This window comes from Pseudosporangium ferrugineum (genome assembly GCF_003002065.1).
GTDB classification, from domain to species: domain Bacteria; phylum Actinomycetota; class Actinomycetes; order Mycobacteriales; family Micromonosporaceae; genus Actinoplanes; species Actinoplanes ferrugineus_A.
Window position 1 is genome coordinate 323,308 of record NZ_PVZG01000003.1, and the last position, 22,969, is coordinate 346,276.

The window sequence follows — 22,969 nt, forward strand, 5'->3', positions numbered from 1 at the left end:
TCGGACCCCACCATCGGCCGCGGCCGGCCCGGGCTTAGATTTTCGGGCTCCGCCAGGTCGCCAGACGTTCGCGGTAGAGACGTTCGATGATCGGGTACGGGTAATCGCCGAGAAACAACCGCAGCGGCGGCTCCGGAGCATCTACAAGTCGGAGCACGGCCGCGGCGGTGCTCGCCGGGTCGGCGCCCGCGCGGCCGGAGGCCCCGGAGCGCCGCGCCTCCCGGATCGGCTCGTACGCCTCGATCGGCGTGGTCCGCACCGCCGACGCCCCGGCCCAGTCGGTGCCGTACGGGCCGGGCTCGACCAGCGTCACCCTCACGCCCAGCGGGCCGACCTCCTGCGCCAGCGCGTCGCTCATCCCCTCGAGCGCCCACTTCGACGCGTGGTAGAGCCCCAGCGTGGGGAAGGCCGCGACGCCGCCGATGCTGGAGACCTGGAGGAGGTGGCCGCCGTGCTGCGCGCGCAGGATCGGCAGGGCGGCCTGGGTGACCCAGAGCGCGCCGAAGAAGTTCGTCTCGAGCTGGGCGCGGGCCTGCTCCTCGGTGGCCTCCTCGACCATGCCGAAGAGGCCGTACCCGGCGTTGTTGACCACCACGTCCAGCCGCCCGAGGCGGGTCGCGGCGTGCTCGACGGCCGCGAAGGCCGCCGTACGGTCGGTGACGTCGAGGGCGAGCGGCAGGACGCTGTCGCCGTACGCGTCAACCAGGGGTTTCAGGGTTTGCGGGTCTCTCGCCGTGGCCGCGACCCGGTCTCCGCGGGCGAGCGCCGCGGCCGCCCAGACGGCGCCGAATCCACGGGAGGCGCCGGTGATGAACCATGTCTTCATGGCCTCCACGCTGCGCCGGGGCGACGGCGGTAGCCAGTACCCGCGCGGGGCTACCCTTCGACGGGTGACCGGCAACCCGCTGGGGGAATTCCTCAAGGCGCGCCGGGCGTCGGTGCGCCCGGACGAGGCGGGGCTGCCCGCGTACGGAAGAAGGCGCGTCCCCGGTCTGCGCCGCGACGAGCTCGCCCGGATCGCGGGGGTGAGCCCGCACTACCTGATGCGGCTGGAGCAGGGCCGCGACCGGCACCCGTCCCCGCAGATCCTCGACGCGCTCGCCCGGGCGCTGCGGCTGGACCCGGACGCCCGGGCCCACCTGCACGCCCTCGCCCGGCCCCCGGTGCGCCCGCCCGGGCGCCCGATCGACGTGCGGGCGCTGCTCGACGCGTGGCCGGGCACCCCCGCGTACGTGCGCGACGGCCGGTTCGAGATCCGCGCCGCGAACAAGCTCGCCACGGCCCTCTCCCCGATGTACTCCCCCGGCCGCAACCTGGTCCGCGACGTCTTCCTCGACGCGGACGTCCGCCGGCTCTTCCCCGGCTGGCCGGACATCGCGGCCCAGACCGTCGCGGCGCTGCGGGCGGCGGCGGACCCGGCCGATCCGGCGCTGGAACGGCTCGTCGCCGACCTCTCCGGGTATTCGGATTTCCGCCGGCTGTGGGCGCGGCACGACGTGCGGCCCTCCCGCGACGAGCTCAAACGCTTCGACCATCCGATCGTCGGCCCGCTCGAGCTGCGCCGTCAGTCCCTGGCGGTCTCGGGTACGCCCGGCGACGTGATCATCGTGTATCAGGCGGAACCGGGCAGCCCGTCGGCCGACGCCCTCCTGCGGCTCTAGGCGGTGGCCAGCTCTCGCAGCACGTCGTGGAGCGGCGTCGGCTTCAGATCGAGCTCGGCCGCCGTCCGTGACCAGTCCAGGACGCTCTCGCGCTGGTAGAGGTACTGCATCTCCACCGACTCGGCCCCGATCGGGTCCGCCATCGTCGCGTGCAGTTCCAGCGGCGTCATCCCGCGCACGGCCGGCCGCGGCCGGCCGGCCACCGTCGCGAACCGTTCCGCGAGCTCGCGGACCGACAGGTCGGCGGTCTGCGGCGTGTGCCAGGCACTGCCCCAGGACCGTTCGGAGCGCGCCACCGCGACGAGCGTCCTGGCCACATCGCCCGTGTAGGTCCAGCTGTGCGGGACGTCCACATCGGCCGGGAACACGACCTCCTGACCGGCCAGCACCTGGGGACCGATGAACCAGTGGAACATGGCGAAGGCGCCCACGCCGAGGAAGTCACCCGGCCGGACCTCGGTGAACCGCAACCGGCCCGCCTCGTGCGCGGCGAGGCCGTCGCGGAACATCTGGGCCCGTACCCGGCCCTTGATGGTGGTCGGGCGCAGCGGCAGGTCGTCGGTCAGGGGGCTGTCGGCGGGGCCGTAGCTGTAGGGGTTGCCCAGGTTCACGTACCCGGCGCCGGTGCGCTCGGCCGCGTTCAGCAGGGCCTCCGACAACGCGGGCACCTCTTCGGGCCACCGGTGGTACGCCGGCATCGCGCAGTTGATCAGTGTGGTGGCGCCCCGGGAGAGGCCGGCCAGCCCGGACGTGGCGTCCGCGGCCACCAGCTCGATCCGCGGGTGCTCCGGTCCGGTGCCGCGTCGCGTGACCACCCGGACGTCGTCCCCGGACTCGGCGAGCAGTAGCGCGGTGGCGGTGCCGGTCGGGCCCGCGCCGACAACAACGTGGAATGTCATGCCGTCAACGCTATAAACGGGACGAAAGACTGTGGATGGTTCAGAAGCTCGAAAAGATGTCCTAGAGTCTTCCGGGTGGATGTGCTGAGCGACGTGCTGGTGGCCATGCGTACGGGCAGCCCGACGGCCGTTCGCACCAGCAGCCACGCCCCGTGGGGTGTGCGTTTCCACCAGGGCGAGGCGGCGGGCTGTCACGTCGTGCTGGCCGGCAACTGCTGGGTCATCTCCCACCATCACGAGCCCCTCGCACTGGGCGTGGGTGACGTCCTGTTCACCCCGCACGGACACGGTTACGCGCTCGTCGACCAGCCGGGCAGCCCGATCGTCGACTTCGAGCCGCGGCCCGACGACGCCACGCCACTGGACAAGATGCGCATCGGCGGCACCGGCGCGGTCACCGAGCTGATGTGCGCGTACTACATGTTCGACCCGAGCCGCCCGCACCCGTTGCTGGCCGACCTCCCGGCGATCGTCCACGTGCCGGCGCGGGCCGGGCAGCACCCGTCGTTGCGCAGCGCGGTGGAGCTGCTGGGCACCGAGCTGCTGGACCCGCGTCCCGGCACCGAGGCGGCGATCCCGGCGCTGATCGACATGCTGCTGTTGTACGTGCTGCGGGCGTGGCTGGCGGAGCAGCCCGGCGACGCGGCCGGCTGGGCCACCGCGCTGCGCGACCCCGCCATCACGACCACGCTGCGCCAGATGCACCGCCACCCGGAGAAGCCGTGGACGGTCGAGGACCTGGCGGCGGTCGCGGGCCTGTCCCGTGCGGCGTTCGCCAAACGCTTCACCACGATCATCGGCCGGCCTCCGCTCGCGTACCTGACCTGGTGGCGCATGACGACGGCGGCCCGCCTGCTCCGCGAGTCCGACGCCTCGCTCCGCACGGTCGCCACCCGCTGCGGCTACGGCTCGGAGTATGCGTTCGGCAAGGCGTTCAAGCGCGCGTACGACGTGGCGCCCGGCCACTACCGCACCGTTGGTCGGTAGCCGCTACGGGCGGGTGGTCGCGGTGGGCGTTCCCGCCTTGCAGCTCACCCGTACCCGGATGCGGTCCTTGCCGTGCCGGAACACGACGGCGGCCGACCCGGGGTTCACCCGCTCGACCTTGTACGGCTTGACCGCGGCGTAGGAGACCAGCACCGCCCGGTCCCTGTCGTCGCATCGCGCGGTGACGGTGCCGCCCGCCGACCGGAACGTCCTGGTGCCGGGCGCCGGATCGCGCCGGCCCGGCGGGGGCGCGGTGCCGCGCGGTGTTCCGGGCGCCGGCCGCGCCTTCGTGGTGGTGACCGGCGGGGGCGCCGGAGGAACCCCGGCCGGGACGGTCGTCGCCGGGGCCGGGCCGGGCCGGGTGGGCACCGGCGGAGGCGGAGGCGGGGACGGCGCGACCGCCACCGGCTCGGCCCCGCCCCGCGCGCCCGGCGGGAGCAGCACCCAGCCCGCCCCGGCCAGCAGGACGGCCGCGGCCGCCGCCACGAGCAGCCACCGGCGCCGGGGCCGGTCCGCCTCGGGTACGGGCGGCGCCGGCAGGACCTGGGTGGTGCCGGTCCGCTCCCCGGCCAGGACGCGCGCCGCCTCGGCCGCGGTCGGACGCGCGGCGGGATCCTTGTGGAGGCACCGCTCGACCAGCGCCACGATCTCCGGCGCCACGCCCGGCAGCGGTGGCAGCGGGCAGGGCTCCTCGGTCACGTGCGCGGTCAGCATCTGCGTGGTGCTGTCCACCGCCCACGGCGACTCCCCCGCCAGGAGCCGGTACAGGAGGACGCCCAGGGCGTACACGTCGGAGGCCGGGAGGACGGTGGCGCCGGTGAGCCGCTCGGGGGCCAGGTAGGCCGGCGTGCCCAGCAGTTCCTCGCCCGGTTCGCCGGGGCCGGCGGTGGCCGCGAGTCCGAAGTCGACGACCTTCACGCCGTCGCGGGTGACCATGACGTTGGCCGGCTTGATGTCGCGATGCACCAGCCCCAGCGCGTGCGCCGCGGCCAGCGCCGACGCGACCTGCGCGCCGATCCGGCAGATCTCCGGCGGATACAGCACCCCGCTCGCCGCCCGCTGCTGCAGGGTGATGCCGCGGATCAACTCCATCACCACGTACGGGACGCGCCGGCCCTGCTCCTCGGCCTCGCCGTAGTCGTACACCTGCGCGATGTGCGGATGCGAGAGGGTCGCGGCGGCTCGGGCCTCGTCCCGGATGCGGGAGCGCGAGGTGGCGTCCCCGGCGTGCCGTCCGGCCAGCAGTTTGATCGCTACGTCCCGCCCGAGGACCTCGTCGCGGGCACGCCGGACGACCGCCATGCCGCCGCTGCCCAGCGGTTCGAGCAGGGTGTACCGCCCACCGAGGACCCGCTGCCGCACCTCCATTCGAGGCAGTCTGCCCGTTCCCGCCCGAAACCGCACGATCGCACGCCGGGGAGGGTCGGTGAAGGTGTCGTGACGGCGCCCTTCTCGCGGCCGGCCCGCCGCTACGGTCGCGGTCATGGAGACCGTGGACGTCCTCGTCGCCGGCGCCGGCCTCGCCGGCCTGCACACCGCCCGGCTGCTGGCCCGGCAGGGCTTCGACGTGCTCGTCGTCGACCGCCGCCGCAGCCTCGACACCGGGATCCGGACGACCGGCATCTTCGTCCGCCGCACCCTCGACGACTTCGCCCTGCCCGGCCGGCATCTCGGCCCGCCCATCCGCCGGGTGGTGCTGCACCCGCCGTCGGGCCGCCGGCCGGTCGAGCTGCTCAGCGCCCGCGACGAGTTCCGGGTCGCCGACATGGCGGGCGTCTACGCCGACGCCCGGGCCCGCGCGGAGCAGGCCGGCGCCCGGGTGCGCCTCGGCGTGCCGTACCCGGTGGCGGACGTGACGGCCCGCTTCACGATCGGCGCGGACGGCGCCCGCTCCACCGTCGCCCGCCGGCTCGGCCTCGACGTCAACCGCCACCTGATCGTCGGCATCGAGGAGGTGTACCCGATGGCCGCCGGCGACGGCCCGCCGACGTTCCACTGCGTGATCGACCCGCGGCTCGCCCCCGGCTATCTGGGCTGGGTCGTGGACGACGGACGGCACGCCCACGTGGGTCTGGCGGGGCGCCCGGACCGGCTGGCCGCGCCGCTGCCCCAGCTCCTGCACGCCTTCCGCGACCGCTTCAGCACCGGCCCGGACGGCCCGGACGGCGGCGGCTCGGGCCGCTTCGGTGCCGGCCCGGACGGCGGCGGCTCGGGCCGCTTCGGTGCCGGCTCGGACGGCCGGGGCGCCGGGTGGGGAGGCGACGCGGACGGCCCGGGCGGCGGGTCGGGCGTTCTGCCGGTCGCCGAGGGTCCGGTGCGCCGGCGCGGCGGTCCCATCCCGGTCGGCGGGCTGCTGCGCCGGATCGCCTGCCCGGACGGGCTCCTCGTCGGCGACGCGGCCGGCGCGGTGTCGCCGCTCACCGCCGGCGGCCTGGACCCGTGCCTGCGCCTGTCCCGCCTGGCCGCCGAGGTGACCGGCGACTACCTGCGCAGCGGTGACGCCTCGGTGCTGCGGCACTACGACGGCGCCGGACTGCGTGCGCGCTTCCGGGGCCGGCTCCTGATGCGCCGCGCTCTGTCGGGACTGCGGTCCGCCGCCGGCGCCGAGGCCGCGTTCACCCTGCTGCACACCGCCCCGGGCCGGGCCGCGGCGGCGCGGGTCCTCTTCGGCGACGGCTCGTTCCCCGACCCGCCGCTCAGGCGCTCGGTGCCGGGTGCTGCATCCACCACTCCGTGAACTGCCGCGCCTGGCCGCCGATGTCGAGCCGCAGCACCCACATGTTGCTGTAGGTCCGCGGCGGTGACGTGTAGTGCGTGGTCGCCTCGATGACGGCCAGGTCGTCGGTGATGATCAGGGGGTGCCACTCGAAGGTGGTGGTGCCCGGCTCGTCGCGGTGCTCGAGCCAGCCGGCCACGATCGCGTCGCGTCCACGCCACGGCTCCGCCCACGGCTCGGTGAAGTAGGCGGCGTCCTCGGCGAAGAGGCCGCCGATGTCCTCCGGGTCGTTCGACTCCCAGGCGGTGCGGTATCTGTCCACCCACGCGGTCACCGCGTCGAGGTTCGTCATCGTTTCTCCTCCGAACGCCACGGGATGTAGGCCAGCCGGCCGAACTCTTCCGCCGCGCCGCTCCACAGGAAGTCGCTGACCTGCGTGAACGCGATCGCGATCAGCCGCTCGTGCGGGTCGTTGAACCAGGTGGTGCCGTAGCCGCCGGCCCAGCCGTACCGGCCCGGCGCCGAGGTGTCGTCGGCCACCACGCTCACCGTCATGCCGAAGCCCCAGCCCGAGCCGCCGAGCAGCGAACCCGCCGTCCCGAGCTGCGCCGGGGTGAGGCGGTTGGTCGTCATGAGCTCGACCGACCGCTCGGGGAGCAGCCGGGTGCCGCCGTGCACCCCACGGTCGAGCAGCATCCGGGCGAACGTGTGGAACTCGTCCACCGTGGACACGAGGCCGGCCGAGCCGGAGGGGAAGGCCGGCGGCCGGCTCCACACCTGCACGCCGGTGTCCGTACGCTCGGCGAGCTTTCCGGTCCCGGGGTCGGTCGCGTAGTGGGTCGGCAGCTGCCGGGCGCGGGCCTCGGGCAGCCAGAAGCCGGTCTCGCGCATGCCGAGCGGGTCGAAGAGGCGCTCCCGGAGCACCTCGCCGAGCGGCTTGCCGGCGGCCCGGGCGAGGAGGACCCCGAGCACCAGGCTGCCGACGTTGTACTGCCACTGCTCACCGGGTTGCACCATCAGGGGCAGGGTGGCGAAGCGGCGGATCCACTCGTCGGGCCCGTGCGGGGTGCGCGGCTCCGGCCGGCCGAGCGTGAGCTCCAGCTCGGCGGCGGCCCGGTTGATCGGCCAGGGCGGGTCGTACTCCGGCTCGGTGATCAGGCCGAAGCCCATCCGGAAGGTGAGCAGGTCCTCGACCGTGACCGGCCGGCGGGCCGGGACCGTGTCGTCCAGCGGCCCGTCGACGCGGGCGAGGACCCGTTGCCCGGCCAGCTCGGGCAGCAGCCGGTGGACGGGCTCCTCGAGGTCGATGAGGTCGTCCTCGACGAGCAGCATCGCGGCGGCGGCGAGCACCGGCTTGGTGAGCGACGCGATCCGGAAGATCGTGTCGCGGGTCATCGGCACGCCCCCGTCGAACGCCGTGGCGCCGATCGCGTCGACGCGCACGTCGTCGTCGTGCGCGACGAGCGTGACGATTCCCGGGAACTCGCCGCGCTCGACGCGGGCTGCCATCGCCTTGTCCACCGTCATGCCGACCACCATGCCAGGTGCCTCCGACAAAAACGGCTTTCAGCCAGCGCCGTCGACGACCACTGGTTCCCAATGGATACTACGATGGCGCGATGGCGCCCACCTCCTGCGGCCGTACCCATGACGTCTACGACTCGTCCTGCCCCTGCCGCCACATGCTGGACCTGCTGGCGAACAAGTGGAGCGCGCTCGCCCTCGGCGCCCTGGAGGACGGGCCGCGGCGGTTCGGGGCGCTGCGGTCGAAGCTCGACGGGGTCAGCCCGAAGGTGCTCACCGCCACCCTCCGGCGCCTGGAGGAGCACGGCCTCATCGACCGTACGGTGTACCCGGCCGTCCCGCTGCACGTCGAATACTCCCTGACCCCGCTGGGCCGCGACGCGTGCGAGCCGCTGGCCCTGCTGCGCCGCTGGGTGGTCGACAACATCGAGCGCTTCCCGCAGGCGGTTCTGTCGGACCCCCGGGCTAGCGTCGCCCCATGACCGATCAGTGGCGTCACCTGCCCGCCGCGGCCCGGCCGATCGCCGCCGCCACCGCCTCCGCCGTCGAGGCGGCCCGCGCCCGCGACCCGGCGGCGCTGTCCGGGGCGGTGGCCGAGCTCGGCGCGCAGGACCAGACCCGCACCGGCCTGATCCTGGGCACCGCCGTGCGCCTGCTCCTGGAGGCCGCCCACCCGGACGGGCTGGCCGCCGACGACGTGCGCGCCGTCCTGGAGCAGAGCGTCCGGTCCGCCGCCGCCTGGTGCCCGGAGGTGGACCCGCAGGCGACGCTCTACCTGCTGGCGAGCGCCCTCGGGGTGTGGGAGGACGACGGTTCGCCGGCGCCCAAGCCCGAGACGCTCGCGCTGCACGCCGCCCTGCTCCTCGAGCACCTGCTCGGACCCCGGCCGATCGCGGAGGTGATGACCGCCACCCTCACGGAGATCCAGCGCGCCCAGCTGAACGACTGACCACCGTCCTCGTGCGGAAGGCGTGGCGGTAGGCGTACGGGCTCGTGCCGACGATGCGCTTGAACCGGTCGCGGAAGGCGGTCGGCGACCCGAAGCCGACCCGCGTGCCGATCCGGTCGACGCCGTCCGCGGTCGTCTCGAGCAGGTGCTGCGCGTGGCGGATCCGGGCCCGGTGCAGCCACTGCAGCGGCGTCGTGCCGGTCTGTTCGCGGAAGCGGCGGTTCAGCGTACGGGTGCTCATGCCGGCCCGGGCCGCGATCTCCGCCATGGTCAGGTCGCGTCCCGCGTTCTCCTGCATCCACCGCAGCAGCGGCTCCATCGTGGAGCCCCGCGGCGCCGGCGGCTGCTCCGGCACGATGAACTGCGCCTGGCCGCCCTCCCGCTCCAGCGGCATCACCGACACCCGCGCGGCGTCCGCGGCGACCGCCGAGCCGTGGTCGCGGCGCACCAGGTGCAGGCAGAGGTCGAGCCCGGCCGCCGCGCCCGCCGAGGTGAGGAACTGCCCGTTGTCCACATAGAGGACCCCGGGGTCCACCTCCACCTCGGGGAACCACTCGGCCAGCCGCGACGCCGCGGCCCAGTGCGTGGTCGCCCGCCGCCCGTCGAGCAGGCCGGTCGCCGCGAGCACGAACGCGCCGACACAGACGGAGGCGATCCGGGTGCCGCGCGCCGCGGCCGTCCGCAACCCGCTCACGACCTTTTCCGGTACGGGCGCAGCGAGGTCCGCGATTCCCGGCACGATGACGGTGTCCGCCTCCTGGAGGAGGTCCAGCGAATACGGGGCCCGGATCGCGAAGGCTCCGGCGTCCACCTCCGGCCCGGTGCCACAGACCCGCACGTCGTACGCGGCCGAGCCGTCGGGCAGCCGGGTCCGCGCGAACACCTCGAGCGGCGTCGCGAGGTCGAAGGCGACGACCCCGTCGAGGGCGAGTACGGCCACGATGTGCATGAACCGGCAGCGTAGTCCGGCCGCTGGCGAAAATCCGTTGGCATATGGCATTCCAGCCACTGTCGGCGGATATCCGTGGTCCCTACGGTCGGGAACCGTGACAAAACTGCTCCTGTCCCTGCACGTCCTGGCCGCCATCGTCGCCATCGGCCCGGTCACCGTCGCGGCCAGCATGTTCCCCGCCACCGCCCGCCGCGTGCTCACCGGCGCCGACCCGGACCCGGCAGGCATCGCGGTCCTGCGCAACCTGCACCGGATCTGCCGCGTCTACGCGGGCCTCGGCATCCTCGTGCCGGTGTTCGGGCTGGCGACCGCGAGCAGCCTGGGCGTGCTCACCGACGCCTGGCTGATCGTCTCGATGGCCCTGACCGCGGTGGCCGCCGGCATCCTGGTCTTCGCGATCCTCCCGGGCCAGGTGGCAACCCTCGCCGCGGACCTCGCTCCCGTCGCCCCGGGCACCGCGACCGGACCGTCCGGCTCCGGCGAGCCCGGCCCCGCGGCCCGCTCGGACGGTTCCGGAGCAGGAACGGACGGGTCCGGAGCAGGAACGGGCGGGTCCGGAGCCGGGACGGGCGGGTCCGCGACCGGGACGGGCGGGTCCGGCGCTGCGGCTGCGGTGGCGGCCGGCAGGCCGGGCCGATCGGTGGCGGCGGTCGCCGCCCGGCTGGGGATGGTGACCGGGGTCTTCAATCTGGTGTGGGCGACGGTCGTGGTGCTGATGATCATCCGGCCCGGCTCGACGACGGGGGCGTGACCGATGCCCTCCCCGCCGCTGACCATCGCCGCCCGGGTGGAGCTGATCTCCCTCGTGCTGCTGTTCGCCAACCTTGCCACCGTGCACTGGGCGCCGGTCGCGTCCCTGCTCGGGCCCGTGCACGGGTGCGCCTATCTGGTCGTCGCCGGAGCCACGTTCCGCGAGTCCCGAGACGTGCGCACCCGGCTGCTGGCGTTCGTACCCGGCATCGGTGGCCTGCTGGTTCTTCGCAGGATGCGGGCATCCGCGGATGAATCGATGAGCGGCACGGGTCGTTGAGCCTGTCGGTGGCGGCATTTCCGCCGGCGCCGACAGTTGCCCGACAGGAGTCCGCCATGGCGAAGGAACGACCGGTGACCGCCGGGGGCAAGACGGCGCACAACCGGGGCCGGCACCCCGCCGTGCCCCCGGCCCGCACCGCCCCGGTGGCCGCCACCCCGGGCCCCCGCCGCCCCACCACGGCAAGCCCCGCCGACCCCCGCCCGATCCCGCCGCCCTTCCTGACCCACGAGGAGCCGGCAGCGCCCCCATCCCCGCAACCACCGCCCGACCCGGCCCCCTCGAACCCCGAGCCGCCGAACCCCGAGCCGTCGAACCCCGAGCCGTCGGAGCGCGAGCCGTCGAACTCCGGGCCGTCGGAGCGCGGACCGTCGGAGCGCGGACCGTCGGAGCGCGGACCGTCGGAGCGCGGACCGTCGGAGCGCGGACCGTCGGACTCCGGGCCTTTGGACCCGGCGCAGTCCGATCCGGCCCCGCCGGACCCGGATGCGGCCCAGACCGATGCCGCGCAAGCCGACGCCGCTCCGGCCGAGGACCTCCGGCCCGAGCTTCCGAAGCGGGGCGTCGCCCGCGTGCCGGCGCCGCGCCCCGTGCTGCCCGGGTTGCAGTTGCAGCCGATGGTCCACGTCGCCGAGATGCCGGAGGCCGTCGCCTTCTACGAGATGCTCGGCGGCGAGCTGATCCACGGCGACCGGGGCGGCGAGTGGGTGCTGATGCAGGTCGGCACCGCCCAGATCGGACTGGTCACCCGGCCGCCGGACCCGTCCCGCGGCGAGAGCACCGTCGAGCTCAACTTCTCCGCCACCATGCCGCTCGACCGTCTCGAGAAGCTGCTCCGCGACCGCGGCGTCACCATCGTGCGGCTGGCCAGGGACCCGGACCTGGGCACCCGCCTGCACGTGGAGACCCCGGACGGCATGCCGGTGAAGATCCACCAGGTGGAGCCCGACCTGCTGGTCTGAGCCCCCGGCACCGGCGCGCCGCCCCTACCGGACGTCCCGGCCCCGGCATCCGCTCGTGGAGCCCCCGGCCGACGGGGAACGCGGCGCCCCGGGCTGGTCCCCACCACCGGCCTCGGTCGCCCGCGCCCCGGCACGCACCGCCAGGGCGCGGGCCCGGCGGACCGGGAAGAACACCGCCAGGACGCGGGCTCGCCGGAACCGGGAGGGCACCGCCAGGACAAAGGCCCAGCGGAACCGGGAGGGCACCGCCTGGACGCAGGCTGGGCGGACCCCGGAAGGCACCGCCAGGACGCGGGCCCGGTGGACCGGAGACGGCACCGCCAGCCGCAGGACGAGCAGCCCGATCACCGCCCCGGCGGTGTTGGCGATCAGGTCGTTGACGTCGATGGTCCGCCGGCTGCCGACGGTGAGCCCGAGCACCAACTGCACCGTCTCGATCGCGGTGCTGGCGGTGACCGCCCGTACCGCGATGGCCCGCAGCCCGTCCGAGGCCGGCCACAGCAACGGCAGCAGCACCCCGAACGGGATGAACATGATGACGTTCAGGGTGAAGCTCGGCGCGTCGACGTCGCCGGGCCTCCAGTGGACCATCGTCATGAACGGTTCGCCCGCCCAGTACGAGGCGGGATGCACACGGATCGGGAAAATCGTGATGGCGACGACCGCGGCGGCGTAGAGGACGAGGGTTCCGATCGCCGCGCGCCGCCACATGATCCTGCAACGCTAAGGCACCCCGGACGGCCGCGGCGAGCGGATGTCACGCGCCGCGCGGGGCGTACATGATCACCACGACGCCGAGCAGGCACAGGCCGGCGCCGATCAGGTCCCAGCGGTCCGGGCGGAAACCGTCGACGAGCATGCCCCACCCGAGCGATCCGGCCACGAACACCCCGCCGTACGCCGCCAGGATCCGGCCGAAGTTCGGGTCGGGCTGCAGGGTCGCGACGAAACCGTACGCGCCGAGGGCGATCACCCCGGCGCCGGCGAAGAGGAGTCCGCGATGCTCGCGTACGCCCTGCCAGACGAGCCACGCACCGCCGATCTCGGCGAGGGCGGCGAGCAGGAACAACGCGACCGAACGCAGGACGATCATGCGGTGCATTCTCGCCGACCGTCCCGCCCGCACCGACCCGGTACGGCGACCCGAAATCACCCGTTAGAGGTAGCTCGCCCGGATACGGACGGCCCGCGCGGCCGCAGCCCGAGCGGGGCACGACCCGACGAACCGGCCGGCGACGACCAAAGGCGACGGTGGGGTGCCACCGGATGAGCCGGCCGGGGACGTTCGCCAAGGCAACGGGCGGGTGCGACCCGATGAGCCAGCCGGGGACGTTCGCCAGGGCAACGGGCGGGTGCGACCCGATGAGCCGGCGGCCCGAAGGCAACGGGTGGAACGGGAGCGGCCCGGACCGGCAAGTCCGGGACCGCGGGGCCCCTCCGGGCGGTGGAGGGTGGCTCAGCTCGGGCGCAGGCCCACCGACGTGCGCGGGTTGGGCGGTTCGGCGCAGCCCAGCAGGCCGACCAGGCCCGAGATCCACAGCTGGCGGTAGACCGTCGGGCTGGGGTGGCTCACCACGAGTTTCACGCCCGAGGCGGCGGCCGTGTGGAAGCAGGCCACCAGGATGCCGATCCCGATGCTGTCGATCAACATCACCCGTTGGAGGTCGAGGTCTATCCGTCCCGGCGTCTGCGAGGTCAGGACGTCGTTGACGGCGTCCCGCATGACGTGGGCGTTGTCGAGATCGATCTCCCCGCTGGGGGCGATCTCGACCGTACCGTCGGCCAACTGGCGAGTGGTGATCGGCAGATACACGGCTGCCCTCTTCCTGGCGTCGTGCGGGCGACGCCGAACATTCCGCGGAGTCTTCTGCTCTGGCAGTTCTGCAACCCGGTGCCTCACCCAGGCCCGGCCGGACGTCCGCGTCCCGACAACAATCCGCTGGTCTGCAAGTTACGCCAGGTAGGCGCGGAACGCCAGAGTAGTTCATATGGCCGGAATGTGCTGGATCGGTCACCGGCCGCGTCGGGACATTGACGTGCTCCTACCTGCCACGAATACTCACCGTATGCGCAGGAGTGCCTTACGAGATGGTTGACGCTCACTTCAGGACAGTGACGCCCTCGGTGGTTACCCGCGCGACCGCGAGCTTCAGCAGTGTCGACATCGACGACACCCGGTCTCTGCTGGCCCGGTTCTACCACCCCCTGGCGGTGGCGGCGCCGGAGGGTCCCGACGGCTTCGAGTTCCACGCCGACGTGATCCAACTCGGACCCTTGACCGTCGGCCACCTGGGTTTTGGCGCCCCCGTGACGCTCGTCGCCAGCGAGCTCGAGGCGTACCACATCACCATCCCCACCACCGGTCAACTGCATGTCTGGTACGCCGGCCTCGAGATCACCGCCGACCCGGGAAGCGCCGTACTGTACGGGCCCGGCAAGCCCGTCTACACCCTGCACGCGGCCAACTCGGCCGAACTCGACGTCAAGATCGAGCAGCCGGCGCTGGAGGCGGAGCTCGCCGCCCTGCTCGGCCGCCCGGTCACCGGCCCCATCGACCTGCCCGCGGTCGTCGACCTCCGGTCCGGGCCGGCGCGCAGCTGGGGCACGCTCGTACGGATGCTGCGGGCCGAGATCGGCCACCCGGCCAGCCTGGTCCGCCAGCCCCTGATCGCGGAGCACCTGCGCCGCAGCGTCCTGAGTGGGCTGCTGCTCAGCGTGCCGCACCGCTACACCGAGGAGCTCAACGCGCCCGCGCCGGCCGGCCCGCCGCGCGCCGTGCAACGGGTCATCGACGCGATCCAGGACGAACCGGAACGCCCCTTCACGGTGGCGGACCTGGCCAGGATCGCCGGGGTGAGCGTGCGGTCGCTCCAGGAGGGCTTCCGCCGGTCCGTGGGGTGCGCGCCCATGACCTACCTGCAACAGGTACGCCTGGCACGCGCGCACGAGTCCCTGCGCCGCGAGGACCCGTCGCGCGCGACCGTGGCCGCGGTGGCGCACCGCTGGGGGTTCGCGCACCTCGGAAGGTTCGCTTCGGCGTACCGGAATCGCTTCGGGGTGTGTCCCTCGGAGACGCTGCGCGGCCCCGCCTAGCTGTCATTCGCCGGGATCGCGGCGCCGTGGCCTGGGAAAACCCTCCACCCGTGGCGCCGGGGCCGGCGCCGTGCCGAAGAGGTGACCGCGCGGTGGCACCCACTCGCGCCACGGGCCCAGCCGCGGCGGCACCGCGGCCGCCACGCCGTCCCCGGAGCCCTGGAGGTCGCGCAGGTAGGCCAGGACCCGGGTCGCCGCCGCGCCACCGTCCGCGGCCAGCAGCGCGATCAACTCCTGCTCGTCGCCGAGGTCGATGTCGCGGGCACGCAACCGCGCGGCGAGCGTTGCCAGCAGGCGCACCACCTCGCCGGCATCGCGCTCCGCGTCGGGCAGGCCGGTCACCTCGCCGGGCCTGACGCCATCGGGCCCGGCCGCTGCCGGACCTCGCAGCTTTCGCTCATTTCTCGTTCCCCTCGCCACGGGTGTGCACGATCCCCGCCGGAACGCGCACACACATGACACCGCAGAAATGTATTCGGCCCGCTACGCACCGTCCATCCGATGCGCGCGACGGTTGTCCGAATCACGCTCGCTTGGCTGTCGGACGCATCGATCGTCCGTTTTCCACAGGCGCCCGCGACCGGGATGCGAAGGGCTGCGCCGCGGAGGAGGATGACTGGGGCCCAGCGTTTGGAGGAGCCATGACAGAGCCGAACCGCCCGCCGCTCGAGGAGACTCCGGAGGTGGCGGACGCGATCGAGGACGACGTCGCGGTCGACGCCTTCGTCACCGGGGGCGGGCCGGATTCCGAGAACCCGCAGTTCCTCGCGCCGGGCGAGGAACCGATCGTGCGCACCGGGGCCGACCAGCCGTGGGAGCCGGCCGACCTGGCGGTGGCGGAGGGCCGCGACCCGACCCCGGAGAACGTCGAACGGGCCCGGCGGGAGCTCGACCGCGACGGCGCGGCGGCCATCGAACGCACCGTCCCCTGACCGGCTGACCGCCCGGGCCGACGGGACCACGGGACCGGCGGGACCGGCGCGGCCGGCGGGACCGGCACGGCCGGCGGGACCGGCACGGCCGGCGGGCCAGCCGGTCAGCGCGCCGGAGGGCCGGAGGGCCGGAGGGCCGGAGGGCCGGAGGGCCGGAGGGCCGGAGGGCCGGAGGGCCGGAGGGCTTATTCGACGGTCGCGGTGATGGTGGTCAGTTCCATTCGGTCACCCACTTGCAGGCGCCGGCATATCCGTACAGGCCGGGGGTGAGCATGCGGACCGGGAAGCCGTGCTCGAGCGGGAGCGGCTCGCCGTTCATGCCGACGCAGAGCATCGTGTCGCGGCCGTCGAGGATCGGTGATCGCCGGGGTTTAGACCAGGGGAACCTGGGCGACCAGCGGCTGCGTCGGCGTCGCCGAGCCACCGGCCGGCTCCAGCGTCACCCCGAGGCCGTCGCTGCCCGGCAGGCCGTCGACGATCCGCACCGCGGACGCCTCCCCCGCCGCCAGCACCCCGGCCGTCGTCGGCGTATTGCCCCGGATCGCCCACAGCTGGAACGCCCGGTCGCCGGCCGGTGCGACGTCCGCGCCGAGCAGCACGACCCCGGCGTCGCGGGAGGCCGAGGACGCCACGGTGACCTTGCCGCCGCCGCGCATCGGCGACGTGCGGAAGACCACGTCCGGCGCCGACAGGATGTCGCGGGTGCGGGCCTCGTACTGCCGGGCGGCCGTCGCGATCGCGCTCTGGTCGCGTACCCGCTGGTCCTGGATCGCATAGACGGTCGCGCCCGTGCCCGCGGCCAGGACCACCGCCGCCGCGGCGGCGACCGTGTAGCGGCGCCAGCGGGACGGCCGGTCGCCGGCGCCCTGCCCGCCGAGGTCGGCCGGCGGAAGCTGACGGGTACGCCCGATCGCCGCCATCACCTCGGTCCGCAGGCCGGGCGGCGGCACCGACCACGTGCTGTCCGCCATCCGCGCCGCGGTCTCGCGCAGCTCGTCCAGCTCGTTGCGGCACGCCGCGCAGCCGGCCATGTGCCGCTCGAAGGCGGCCCGTTCCAGATCGTCGACCGCGTCGAGCGCGTACGCGCCGACCAGCGAATGCACCTCCGCCGACGTCATGCCGTCACCTCCACACCCAGGCAGTCGCGCAGGCGGATCAGGCCGTCGCGCATCCGGGTCTTGACCGTGGGCAGCGGGGTCCCGAGCAGATCGGCCACCTCGCGGTACGAGTGGCCCTGGTAGTACGCGAGCGTCACCGCCTGCCGCTGCAACTCGGTGAGATCGTCCATGCAGTGCCGCACCTGCTGGCGTTCGAGCCGGCCGGACACCTCGTCCACGACCTCGTCGTACGGGGTCTCCACGGACGCGACGCCGACCTTCATGGTCCGGTCGGCGGAGGCCTGCTCGGCGCGGACCCGGTCCACCGCGCGGCGGTGCGCGATGGTGAACACCCACGCCGTCGCCGAGCCGCGGGCCGGGTCGTAGCGGGCGGCCGTACGCCACACCTCGACCAGCACCTCCTGCGCGACCTCCTCGGCCTGGGCCGGATCCCGCAGGACCCGCCGGATGAGGCCGTACACGCGCGGGGCGACCAGGTCGTACAGCCGCGCGAAGGCCGCCTCGTCACCCCGGGCGGTCGCGCGTAACAGCTCACCGACGTCGGCGGGCGGGGCCGGCACCGCGGACAGGTGATCCGGCCGCCGGGCAGCGCCGTACTCGGTCATCGCTTCCGCCTCTCGATCGTTCAGGGGCATTCAACGCTCATTCGGCGCCGACGGCCATCGCGGATGGGTCTACAACCGATCCTGCCGAACTCCCGTCTACTAGGGGGACGCGAACAGGAGCGTGGCATGGCTGACGGATCAGACCCGGAATACGTGGCATACGTCCACGGGCGGGCGGCGGCGCTGAGGCGTACGGCGTACCTGCTCTGCGGCGACACCCATCAGGCCGACGACCTGGTGCAGGAGACCATCACCAAGCTGTACGCGCGCTGGCCGCGGATCGGGCGGGTGGACAACCTCGACGCGTACGTGCACTCGATCCTGGTCCGCGCGTTCCTCGACGAGAAACGCCGCGGCTGGTGGAAGGTCCGGCTCGGCGTCCCGCCCGAACGGCCGGCGCCGCCGCACCCCGGGGTCGAGGAACGCGCGATGCTGCGCGCGGCCCTGACCCGGGTGCCGCCGCGCCAGCAGGCGGTCCTCGTTCTGCGTTTCCTCTGCGATCAGCCGGTGGCCGACGTCGCCCGCGCCCTGGGGTGCAGCGAAGGCACCGTGAAGAGCCAGACGGCACATGGACTCGCGGCCCTGCGCCGCATTCTCGGCAACCCCCTCGAGATTGGTATGGCACGGTGACCAAGCAAGCGGATGACGAAGAGTACGGCGTCGCGCTCCTGCGTCCATTGGCCGGCGAGCCCGACGGCCCGGCCCGGATCGACGTGGCGCGGGCGATGCGCGACGGTCGCCGGCGGCGGCTCTCGCGCTGGTGGGCGAGTGGCACGGCGGTGGTGGCCCTGACCGCGACCGCCGCGGCCGGCGGCACGCTCGCCTTCTCGGCGGCGGGACGGCCGGCACCGGAGCGGGCCCCGGTCGCCACGACGGAGCCGCCGGTCACGGCCGCGCCGGCCGGGCCGCGGGACTGCCGGGTCACCCGGCTGCCCACCGACGGCGTGCGGAAGGCCCTGGTCACCGGCGGCGACCCGACCGGTACGTGGCTGGCCGGGCGGACGTACCCGAAGCGCGGGTCCATGTCGTACCCGCTGGTGCTGTGGCGCGACGGCAAGCTCGCCGCCAGCGTGGACATGAGCGGCAGCGATCAGAGCCTCGAGGACCTCAATTCCCACGGCGACGCGGTCGGGTTCAGCTTCGACCCGGAGATCAAGCCCTGGTCGTACGCCGAGGGCAAGCTGACCGCCCTCGCGGGCGGGGAGGGTGCCGCCGTCGCCCTCAACGACAAGGGCGTCATCGTCGGCAGCCTCGGGCCCGCGTACGAGGGCAGGCCGGCACGCTGGTCGTCCCGCACGGCCCAGCCGGAGAGCCTGCCGATGCCCGCGGGCATGACCGTCGGCACCGCGGTCGACATCGACGAGGACGGCACGGTGGTGGGCACGGTCGAGGGGAAGAACAGGGAGGGCAGCGGCTACCTGTGGCTGGCCGACGGCACCGCCCGCAAGATGCCCCTGCCCGACGTCGACGGCACCAAGGCCACCATGTTCTGGCCGGAGGCGATCCGTAACGGCTGGGTGGTCGGCCGCAGCGTCGTCGACACCAAGCGGGAGCGGAGTTTCGCCCCGTTCCGCTACCGCGTCTCCACCGGGCGGTACGAGCGCCTGCCCGCGGACGCCGGCCTGCCCCAGCGCGTCGCGGCCAACGGCTGGGTGCTCGGCACCGCCCGCCTGCCGGTGATCACCAGTGCGGGCGGGGTGACGACGGAGCTGCCGGCGTACCCGAAGGCCGCGGCCCACCCGGACTACCTGATCAACAGCTACAGCGACGACGGCCTGGTCGCCGCCGGCTACGTGATCGGCGACGACATCCAGAACCAGCCGCTGCTGTGGCGGTGCCGGTAGTCAGAGAGCCACCGTGCGGCCGTCGCTGATCGACTCGGCGGCGGCCGCGAGGATCTTCACCACGTCGGCGCCGAAGCGCACGTCGAGGGGGGAGGCCGGGCCGCCGTCCGCCGCGCCGATCAGCGCGTCGAGGGCCCGGCCGAACGCCTCCACCGGCCGCCACTGCACCGGCGGGACGGTGGCGACGCCGGACTCGCCGAACAGGGCGGCGTCCTCGCGTTCGAGCTTCGCCGGGGCGTCCAGCGAGAGGGTCAGCGTGCTGACCGCGCCCTCGGCGTGCCGCAGCAGGATGTGGGTCATGTCCCGGGTCCCGGCCAGCGCGGTCACCTCGGTGACCGGGCCGAGCACCGGGAGCACCAGCGCCACGGCGTGCGGCCCGACGTCCCAGAGGCCGCCGCTCTCCTTGCGCCAGGCCGACTCGCCGAACGGGTTGCCGGGCACGAAGATCGAGCCCAGGTGGTCGATGCGCGCCTCCAGCCAGCCGCCGGTGGCGCGGGCCCGCTCGACGAACTCCTGGATCTGCGGCATGAACCGGCGGGTGAAGAAGACCACGCTGGCGACGTTGTGCTCGGCCGCCGCGGCGACGACCTCCTCGGCGGCGGCGGCGGTGAACGCGACCGGCTTGTCGAGCAGCAGGTGCTTGCCGGCCCGGGCCGCCCGCAGCGCGATGTCCGCCTGCACGTCGGGCGGCAGGGCCACCGCGATGGCGTCCACGTCGGCGATCAGGGCGTCGATCTCCGCGTACGGCTTGGCGCCGAACTCCTCGGCGAGCGCCGCCGCCTTCTCCGGGTTGCGTCCCCACACCCCGGTGAACTCCACGCCCTCGTGCGCCGCCAGCGCCGGTGCGTGCGCCTGGTGGGCCCAGGGCCCCGTACCGAAAAGTCCGAACCGCATCGCCGTGCCGCCTTCCCGCCGCAGATCACCCGGCCGAAAGCTAACACGCCCGCACTGGTCAGTACGCTGTGCCGGTGATGAACGGCCCCCTCTCGATCGCCACGATCGTGGTGGCCCTGGTGCTGGCGGTCTGGTACCTGGTCCGTACGGCCCTCGACCGCCCACCGGGCAACCTCGACCTCTGGGCCATGCTCGGCCTCGGAGCCCTGGTGGCCGTCCTGGTGGTGGTCGCCGTCGTCGGCCTGTTCGTGGGTGACCGGCCGGCCGAGTGGACCACCTTCGTCGGCTACCTGATCACCACGGTCGGCTTCGCCCCGGTCGCGGTCTACCTGGCCCGCCTCGAGCCGACCCGCTGGGGCAGCCTCATCCTCGGCGTCGCCGCGCTGACCTTGCCGGTCCTGGTGCTGCGCCTGCAGCAGCTCGCGGAGGTGACCGGTGGCTGACCCGCCGACCCCGGCCCCGGCCCGGCCCCGGGACGCCGCCCTGGGTTCCGGCCTCGGCCGCGTGCTGCTCCTCGTGTACGGCATCTTCGCCCTGTCCGCGAGCGCCCGCGCCCTGGTCCAGATCGCCACCCACTTCTCCGAGGCGCCGCTCGCCTACCTCCTGTCGGCCTTCGCCGGCCTGGTGTACCTCGCGGCCACGGCGGGCCTCGCCCTCGGCGGCGCCCGCGGCCGGCTGATCGCGCTGACGAGCTGCACGATCGAGCTGCTCGGCGTGCTGATCGTGGGCACCCTGAGCATCGCGGACGCGGTCGCCTTCCCGGACGACACGGTGTGGTCGCACTACGGCAGCGGCTACGGCTACGTCCCGCTGGTGCTGCCGTTCATCGGCCTCTGGTGGCTGCGGCACAACCGGCCGCGGTAGGCCGCGCCGGCCCACCGCGGGCCGTCACGAGATGATGTGCGGCAGGAAGTTGCAGCGGTCCTTGGTGACCAGGCCGTCCTCGCCGAGCCCCTCGCGGATGCCCATGCCGGCCGGCTCGCCGTCGATCAGCCACGAGCCGATCACCGGATGGACCACGCCCTCCAGGCCCTCGAACGAGGGCAGCTCGAGCAGCTCCTGCACCACGAAACGGCCGTCCGCGCCGTACTCGGAGGGGTTCTCGGTGAGGGTCACGCCGTCCTTGACCAGGGTGACCGAGCCGCCCTCGCGACCCCAGACCGGCTTTTTCGCGTACGACGTCAGCTTGGCCGCCGACGACGACTCCGCGAAGTACGCGGGGAGCAGGTACTTACCGCGCTCCGGGTCGTCGCCGAACAGCTTCCACAGCACCGGGAGCAGCGCCTTGTTGCCGAGCAGGGCCGCCTTGTACGGGGGCTCGATCCACACCGTGCCGCGCTTGGCCGGATCCGCCATGTTCCGGAAGAAGGCCTTGCCGCCCTCCTCGTTCCAGAACCACTCCCACGGGTAGAGCATGAAGATCACGTCGATCGGCTCGGCCTTGTGCTCCTGGCCCGGAGCCGGCACGAACAGGACCCGGTCGCCGGCCACGTCCCAGCCGATCTGGCTCATCGCGATCAGCTCGACCGGGTAGCCGGCCTCCTCCGCCGTGGCCATCAGGTACGCCACGTTCATCCGGTCCTCGCCGGTGGTCTCGCTGGTCTCGTACGCGAAATAGATCTTGGGTTTCTCCGGCAGCCAGGGCCGGGCCTCGCGCAACTTGCCGAGGTTGCGCTTCCACGCGCCCGGGTTGGCGGGCTCGCCCTCGGCCGCCTCCCAGCCGACCAGGCGGTCGTGCAGCGAGTTCCACTGCCGCCACGGGTGCTGGGTAAGGTTGGTCTGGTCCGCCCAGTGCCACTGGATGACCGCGGCCTCGACCAGCGACGTCGGCGTCTGCGCGTTGTATTCGAGCAGGCGGGGCACGCTGCCCGCGCCGTTGTACCAGAGGTCGAAGCGGCCGTAGACGCTCGGCGAATAGTCGGGCGTCTGCAGCGGCAGGCGGCCGTCCGGGTCCTTGTCGCCGTGGGTCCAGGTCTCGGCGTCGCCGTCGAACCACGTACGGATGATCTGCTCGTGGGCGTACTCGGGGATGCCGATCTTCGCCAGGAAGCAGCTCTCCGGGGTGCACACCGAGGCGAAGTAGCCGTCGCGGCGGCCCTGCGCGGTGTGCCGGGGGCACTGCTCGACCATCCAGTCACCGGCGTCGAGGCACATGCTGTTGAGCACCGTGGTGGCCGTCTCCAGCTCCTCGATCTCCGCCTCGGTGAAGTCGTAGTACGGCCCCTCCTGCCAGTACGAGATCATCGTCCCGTCGGGCAGCTCGGTGTCGTTGTAGGTCAGTCCGAGGCTGTAGTTCGTGAGCCGCCAGCCGTCGCGGACCGGCCCGTACGGGATCCGGCGCAACCTCAGCCACCCGACCGGCTGCTGGACTTGCCCGAGGAACCGCTGCCGCCCTTGCCGACGACGCTGGTCTTCACCGTGCCGTTGCCGATCTTGCCGGACGACGGCAGGCCGAACTTCGAGCGCGAGGACTTGTCGTTGTACGCGAACTTCGACCCGCCCGCCGGCAGCCGCGACCCGACCGGGTAGCCGGACCGGTAGCCGCTCGAGTGCCAGATGAAGAATCCGCCTCCGCCGCCGCCACCGTTGTAGTCGTCGTCGCAGTAGTCCTCGTCGACGATGACGCCGTTCTCGTCGGCGCAGTAGAAGCCCTCGTCGTGGTATTCGTTGCCGTTGTCGCAGGCCGCCGTACCACCCGCGGCCAACAGCAGGAACGTGCTGGTCAGAGCAACGCTACGAGAGCTCATCCGTCGGTTCACAGTCGGCTTCTCCGCCCTTTCTCGCCTCGGGGTCGCCCCATCAT

General features: G+C 73.6%; 29 protein-coding genes and 1 pseudogene. 14 read left to right on the forward strand and 16 right to left on the reverse strand.

What is annotated here, in order from left to right; genetic code table 11:
• Nucleotides 1-34: 34 nt before the first annotated feature.
• The gene (locus CLV70_RS08780) at nt 35-826 is read right to left on the reverse strand and encodes an SDR family NAD(P)-dependent oxidoreductase (protein WP_106125888.1); all 792 of its coding nucleotides are present in this window, start codon (nt 824-826) and stop codon (nt 35-37) included.
• 64 nt (nt 827-890) lie between these two features.
• Between CLV70_RS08780 and CLV70_RS08785 the strand changes: the two genes are divergently transcribed.
• On the forward strand, nt 891-1,661 hold the full coding sequence (locus CLV70_RS08785; protein ID WP_106125889.1) for a helix-turn-helix domain-containing protein: 771 nt from the start codon (nt 891-893) through the stop codon (nt 1,659-1,661).
• Here CLV70_RS08785 and CLV70_RS08790 read toward each other — a convergent pair.
• The gene (locus CLV70_RS08790) at nt 1,658-2,560 is read right to left on the reverse strand and encodes an NAD-dependent epimerase/dehydratase family protein (RefSeq protein ID WP_106125890.1); all 903 of its coding nucleotides are present in this window, start codon (nt 2,558-2,560) and stop codon (nt 1,658-1,660) included. The two genes, CLV70_RS08785 and CLV70_RS08790, sit on opposite strands and share 4 nt — an antisense overlap.
• Before the next feature lie 75 nt (nt 2,561-2,635).
• On the opposite strand from CLV70_RS08790, the gene CLV70_RS08795 reads away from it, so the two are divergent.
• A complete protein-coding gene (locus tag CLV70_RS08795; protein WP_106125891.1) occupies nt 2,636-3,547 on the forward strand; it encodes an AraC family transcriptional regulator in 912 nt (303 codons plus the stop codon).
• 3 nt (nt 3,548-3,550) lie between these two features.
• On the opposite strand, the gene CLV70_RS08800 is transcribed toward CLV70_RS08795, so the two are convergent.
• Nucleotides 3,551-4,915: a serine/threonine-protein kinase gene (locus tag CLV70_RS08800; protein WP_106125892.1), complete on the reverse strand. Its 1,365-nt coding sequence runs from the start codon at nt 4,913-4,915 to the stop codon at nt 3,551-3,553.
• A gap of 115 nt (nt 4,916-5,030) precedes the next feature.
• On the opposite strand from CLV70_RS08800, the gene CLV70_RS08805 reads away from it, so the two are divergent.
• Nucleotides 5,031-6,284 (forward strand): FAD-dependent oxidoreductase, encoded by a 1,254-nt coding sequence (locus CLV70_RS08805; protein WP_106125893.1) that lies wholly within the window; start codon nt 5,031-5,033, stop codon nt 6,282-6,284.
• On the opposite strand, the gene CLV70_RS08810 is transcribed toward CLV70_RS08805, so the two are convergent.
• Both CLV70_RS08810 and CLV70_RS08815 read right to left on the reverse strand, forming a co-directional pair.
• Nucleotides 6,244-6,615 carry a nuclear transport factor 2 family protein gene (locus tag CLV70_RS08810; protein ID WP_106125894.1) on the reverse strand — a complete coding sequence of 124 codons (372 nt, stop codon included), beginning with the start codon at nt 6,613-6,615 and terminating at the stop codon, nt 6,244-6,246. The genes CLV70_RS08805 and CLV70_RS08810 overlap by 41 nt on opposite strands.
• Nucleotides 6,612-7,790 carry a serine hydrolase domain-containing protein gene (locus CLV70_RS08815; protein ID WP_245908110.1) on the reverse strand — a complete coding sequence of 393 codons (1,179 nt, stop codon included), beginning with the start codon at nt 7,788-7,790 and terminating at the stop codon, nt 6,612-6,614. The genes CLV70_RS08810 and CLV70_RS08815 overlap by 4 nt, the downstream gene beginning before the upstream one ends.
• A 92-nt stretch (nt 7,791-7,882) precedes the next feature.
• Between CLV70_RS08815 and CLV70_RS08820 the strand changes: the two genes are divergently transcribed.
• Both CLV70_RS08820 and CLV70_RS08825 read left to right on the forward strand, forming a co-directional pair.
• A complete protein-coding gene (locus CLV70_RS08820) occupies nt 7,883-8,269 on the forward strand; it encodes a winged helix-turn-helix transcriptional regulator (RefSeq protein WP_211303692.1) in 387 nt (128 codons plus the stop codon).
• Entirely contained in the window at nt 8,266-8,736 is a 471-nt protein-coding gene (locus tag CLV70_RS08825) for a hypothetical protein (protein WP_106125897.1), read from the forward strand. Before CLV70_RS08820 ends, CLV70_RS08825 begins: the two co-directional genes overlap by 4 nt.
• Here the strand turns inward: CLV70_RS08825 and CLV70_RS08830 are convergent.
• Nucleotides 8,702-9,685 (reverse strand): GlxA family transcriptional regulator, encoded by a 984-nt coding sequence (locus tag CLV70_RS08830; RefSeq protein WP_106125898.1) that lies wholly within the window; start codon nt 9,683-9,685, stop codon nt 8,702-8,704. The two genes, CLV70_RS08825 and CLV70_RS08830, sit on opposite strands and share 35 nt — an antisense overlap.
• Nucleotides 9,686-9,782: 97 nt before the next feature.
• On the opposite strand from CLV70_RS08830, the gene CLV70_RS40920 reads away from it, so the two are divergent.
• Genes CLV70_RS40920 through CLV70_RS08845 form a run of 3 tightly spaced genes read left to right on the forward strand, consistent with a single transcriptional unit; the run spans nt 9,783 to nt 11,680 of the window.
• Nucleotides 9,783-10,439: a protease gene (locus CLV70_RS40920; RefSeq protein WP_106125899.1), complete on the forward strand. Its 657-nt coding sequence runs from the start codon at nt 9,783-9,785 to the stop codon at nt 10,437-10,439.
• A 3-nt stretch (nt 10,440-10,442) separates the two neighbouring features.
• Nucleotides 10,443-10,718: a DUF3817 domain-containing protein gene (locus CLV70_RS08840; protein ID WP_106125900.1), complete on the forward strand. Its 276-nt coding sequence runs from the start codon at nt 10,443-10,445 to the stop codon at nt 10,716-10,718.
• Between the two features lie 56 nt (nt 10,719-10,774).
• Entirely contained in the window at nt 10,775-11,680 is a 906-nt protein-coding gene (locus CLV70_RS08845; protein WP_106125901.1) for a VOC family protein, read from the forward strand.
• A 24-nt stretch (nt 11,681-11,704) separates the two neighbouring features.
• On the opposite strand, the gene CLV70_RS08850 is transcribed toward CLV70_RS08845, so the two are convergent.
• The 3 genes from CLV70_RS08850 to CLV70_RS08860 form a co-directional block, all read right to left on the reverse strand.
• Nucleotides 11,705-12,391 (reverse strand): VanZ family protein, encoded by a 687-nt coding sequence (locus CLV70_RS08850; RefSeq protein ID WP_106125902.1) that lies wholly within the window; start codon nt 12,389-12,391, stop codon nt 11,705-11,707.
• A 46-nt stretch (nt 12,392-12,437) separates the two neighbouring features.
• The gene (locus CLV70_RS08855) at nt 12,438-12,773 is read right to left on the reverse strand and encodes a YnfA family protein (protein ID WP_106126077.1); all 336 of its coding nucleotides are present in this window, start codon (nt 12,771-12,773) and stop codon (nt 12,438-12,440) included.
• Nucleotides 12,774-13,136: 363 nt separating this feature from the next.
• Nucleotides 13,137-13,493: an STAS domain-containing protein gene (locus CLV70_RS08860; RefSeq protein ID WP_106125903.1), complete on the reverse strand. Its 357-nt coding sequence runs from the start codon at nt 13,491-13,493 to the stop codon at nt 13,137-13,139.
• A gap of 311 nt (nt 13,494-13,804) precedes the next feature.
• On the opposite strand from CLV70_RS08860, the gene CLV70_RS08865 reads away from it, so the two are divergent.
• Nucleotides 13,805-14,773, forward strand: coding sequence for an AraC family transcriptional regulator (locus CLV70_RS08865; RefSeq protein ID WP_245908111.1), 969 nt, complete (start codon nt 13,805-13,807; stop codon nt 14,771-14,773).
• Between the two features lie 3 nt (nt 14,774-14,776).
• Here CLV70_RS08865 and CLV70_RS08870 read toward each other — a convergent pair whose 3' ends face one another.
• On the reverse strand, nt 14,777-15,115 hold the full coding sequence (locus tag CLV70_RS08870) for a hypothetical protein (RefSeq protein WP_245908112.1): 339 nt from the start codon (nt 15,113-15,115) through the stop codon (nt 14,777-14,779).
• Between the two features lie 299 nt (nt 15,116-15,414).
• Between CLV70_RS08870 and CLV70_RS08875 the strand changes: the two genes are divergently transcribed.
• A complete protein-coding gene (locus tag CLV70_RS08875) occupies nt 15,415-15,705 on the forward strand; it encodes a hypothetical protein (RefSeq protein WP_106125905.1) in 291 nt (96 codons plus the stop codon).
• 220 nt (nt 15,706-15,925) lie between these two features.
• Here CLV70_RS08875 and CLV70_RS08880 read toward each other — a convergent pair.
• The 3 genes and pseudogenes from CLV70_RS08880 to CLV70_RS08890 all read right to left on the reverse strand — a co-directional run.
• Nucleotides 15,926-16,054: pseudogene (locus CLV70_RS08880) on the reverse strand (molybdopterin-dependent oxidoreductase); the annotation flags it as partial.
• 22 nt (nt 16,055-16,076) lie between these two features.
• Nucleotides 16,077-16,823: an anti-sigma factor gene (locus CLV70_RS08885; protein ID WP_106125906.1), complete on the reverse strand. Its 747-nt coding sequence runs from the start codon at nt 16,821-16,823 to the stop codon at nt 16,077-16,079.
• Nucleotides 16,820-17,428, reverse strand: coding sequence for a sigma-70 family RNA polymerase sigma factor (locus CLV70_RS08890; RefSeq protein ID WP_106125907.1), 609 nt, complete (start codon nt 17,426-17,428; stop codon nt 16,820-16,822). Before CLV70_RS08890 ends, CLV70_RS08885 begins: the two co-directional genes overlap by 4 nt.
• Before the next feature lie 126 nt (nt 17,429-17,554).
• On the opposite strand from CLV70_RS08890, the gene CLV70_RS08895 reads away from it, so the two are divergent.
• Nucleotides 17,555-18,058, forward strand: coding sequence for a SigE family RNA polymerase sigma factor (locus CLV70_RS08895; protein WP_106125908.1), 504 nt, complete (start codon nt 17,555-17,557; stop codon nt 18,056-18,058).
• Nucleotides 18,055-19,272, forward strand: a complete 1,218-nt coding sequence (locus CLV70_RS08900) for a hypothetical protein (RefSeq protein ID WP_146163998.1) — start codon at nt 18,055-18,057, stop codon at nt 19,270-19,272. The genes CLV70_RS08895 and CLV70_RS08900 overlap by 4 nt, the downstream gene beginning before the upstream one ends.
• On the opposite strand, the gene CLV70_RS08905 is transcribed toward CLV70_RS08900, so the two are convergent.
• Nucleotides 19,273-20,166 carry a Gfo/Idh/MocA family protein gene (locus tag CLV70_RS08905; protein WP_106125910.1) on the reverse strand — a complete coding sequence of 298 codons (894 nt, stop codon included), beginning with the start codon at nt 20,164-20,166 and terminating at the stop codon, nt 19,273-19,275.
• Between the two features lie 77 nt (nt 20,167-20,243).
• Between CLV70_RS08905 and CLV70_RS08910 the strand changes: the two genes are divergently transcribed.
• A complete protein-coding gene (locus CLV70_RS08910; protein WP_106126079.1) occupies nt 20,244-20,609 on the forward strand; it encodes a hypothetical protein in 366 nt (121 codons plus the stop codon).
• Nucleotides 20,602-21,030, forward strand: a complete 429-nt coding sequence (locus CLV70_RS08915; protein WP_106125911.1) for a hypothetical protein — start codon at nt 20,602-20,604, stop codon at nt 21,028-21,030. The genes CLV70_RS08910 and CLV70_RS08915 overlap by 8 nt, the downstream gene beginning before the upstream one ends.
• Nucleotides 21,031-21,054: 24 nt before the next feature.
• On the opposite strand, the gene CLV70_RS08920 is transcribed toward CLV70_RS08915, so the two are convergent.
• Nucleotides 21,055-22,509, reverse strand: a complete 1,455-nt coding sequence (locus CLV70_RS08920; RefSeq protein WP_106125912.1) for a glutathionylspermidine synthase family protein — start codon at nt 22,507-22,509, stop codon at nt 21,055-21,057.
• A gap of 2 nt (nt 22,510-22,511) precedes the next feature.
• Nucleotides 22,512-22,913, reverse strand: coding sequence for a hypothetical protein (locus CLV70_RS08925; RefSeq protein ID WP_106125913.1), 402 nt, complete (start codon nt 22,911-22,913; stop codon nt 22,512-22,514).
• Nucleotides 22,914-22,969 lie beyond the last annotated feature (56 nt).

What these genes read in the sequence shown, in the direction of transcription:
- CLV70_RS08780 (WP_106125888.1), bottom strand. Translation starts at nt 826, where the DNA reads ATGAAGACATGGTTCATCACCGGCGCCTCCCGTGGATTCGGCGCCGTC.
- CLV70_RS08790 (WP_106125890.1), bottom strand. Translation starts at nt 2,560, where the DNA reads ATGACATTCCACGTTGTTGTCGGCGCGGGCCCGACCGGCACCGCCACC.
- CLV70_RS08800 (WP_106125892.1), bottom strand. Translation starts at nt 4,915, where the DNA reads ATGGAGGTGCGGCAGCGGGTCCTCGGTGGGCGGTACACCCTGCTCGAA.
- CLV70_RS08805 (WP_106125893.1), top strand. Translation starts at nt 5,031, where the DNA reads ATGGAGACCGTGGACGTCCTCGTCGCCGGCGCCGGCCTCGCCGGCCTG.
- CLV70_RS08810 (WP_106125894.1), bottom strand. Translation starts at nt 6,615, where the DNA reads ATGACGAACCTCGACGCGGTGACCGCGTGGGTGGACAGATACCGCACC.
- CLV70_RS08815 (WP_245908110.1), bottom strand. Translation starts at nt 7,790, where the DNA reads ATGACGGTGGACAAGGCGATGGCAGCCCGCGTCGAGCGCGGCGAGTTC.
- CLV70_RS08820 (WP_211303692.1), top strand. Translation starts at nt 7,883, where the DNA reads ATGGCGCCCACCTCCTGCGGCCGTACCCATGACGTCTACGACTCGTCC.
- CLV70_RS08825 (WP_106125897.1), top strand. Translation starts at nt 8,266, where the DNA reads ATGACCGATCAGTGGCGTCACCTGCCCGCCGCGGCCCGGCCGATCGCC.
- CLV70_RS08830 (WP_106125898.1), bottom strand. Translation starts at nt 9,685, where the DNA reads ATGCACATCGTGGCCGTACTCGCCCTCGACGGGGTCGTCGCCTTCGAC.
- CLV70_RS08840 (WP_106125900.1), top strand. Translation starts at nt 10,443, where the DNA reads ATGCCCTCCCCGCCGCTGACCATCGCCGCCCGGGTGGAGCTGATCTCC.
- CLV70_RS08845 (WP_106125901.1), top strand. Translation starts at nt 10,775, where the DNA reads ATGGCGAAGGAACGACCGGTGACCGCCGGGGGCAAGACGGCGCACAAC.
- CLV70_RS08850 (WP_106125902.1), bottom strand. Translation starts at nt 12,391, where the DNA reads ATGTGGCGGCGCGCGGCGATCGGAACCCTCGTCCTCTACGCCGCCGCG.
- CLV70_RS08855 (WP_106126077.1), bottom strand. Translation starts at nt 12,773, where the DNA reads ATGATCGTCCTGCGTTCGGTCGCGTTGTTCCTGCTCGCCGCCCTCGCC.
- CLV70_RS08875 (WP_106125905.1), top strand. Translation starts at nt 15,415, where the DNA reads ATGACAGAGCCGAACCGCCCGCCGCTCGAGGAGACTCCGGAGGTGGCG.
- CLV70_RS08885 (WP_106125906.1), bottom strand. Translation starts at nt 16,823, where the DNA reads ATGACGTCGGCGGAGGTGCATTCGCTGGTCGGCGCGTACGCGCTCGAC.
- CLV70_RS08890 (WP_106125907.1), bottom strand. Translation starts at nt 17,428, where the DNA reads ATGACCGAGTACGGCGCTGCCCGGCGGCCGGATCACCTGTCCGCGGTG.
- CLV70_RS08895 (WP_106125908.1), top strand. Translation starts at nt 17,555, where the DNA reads ATGGCTGACGGATCAGACCCGGAATACGTGGCATACGTCCACGGGCGG.
- CLV70_RS08905 (WP_106125910.1), bottom strand. Translation starts at nt 20,166, where the DNA reads ATGCGGTTCGGACTTTTCGGTACGGGGCCCTGGGCCCACCAGGCGCAC.
- CLV70_RS08910 (WP_106126079.1), top strand. Translation starts at nt 20,244, where the DNA reads ATGAACGGCCCCCTCTCGATCGCCACGATCGTGGTGGCCCTGGTGCTG.
- CLV70_RS08925 (WP_106125913.1), bottom strand. Translation starts at nt 22,913, where the DNA reads ATGAGCTCTCGTAGCGTTGCTCTGACCAGCACGTTCCTGCTGTTGGCC.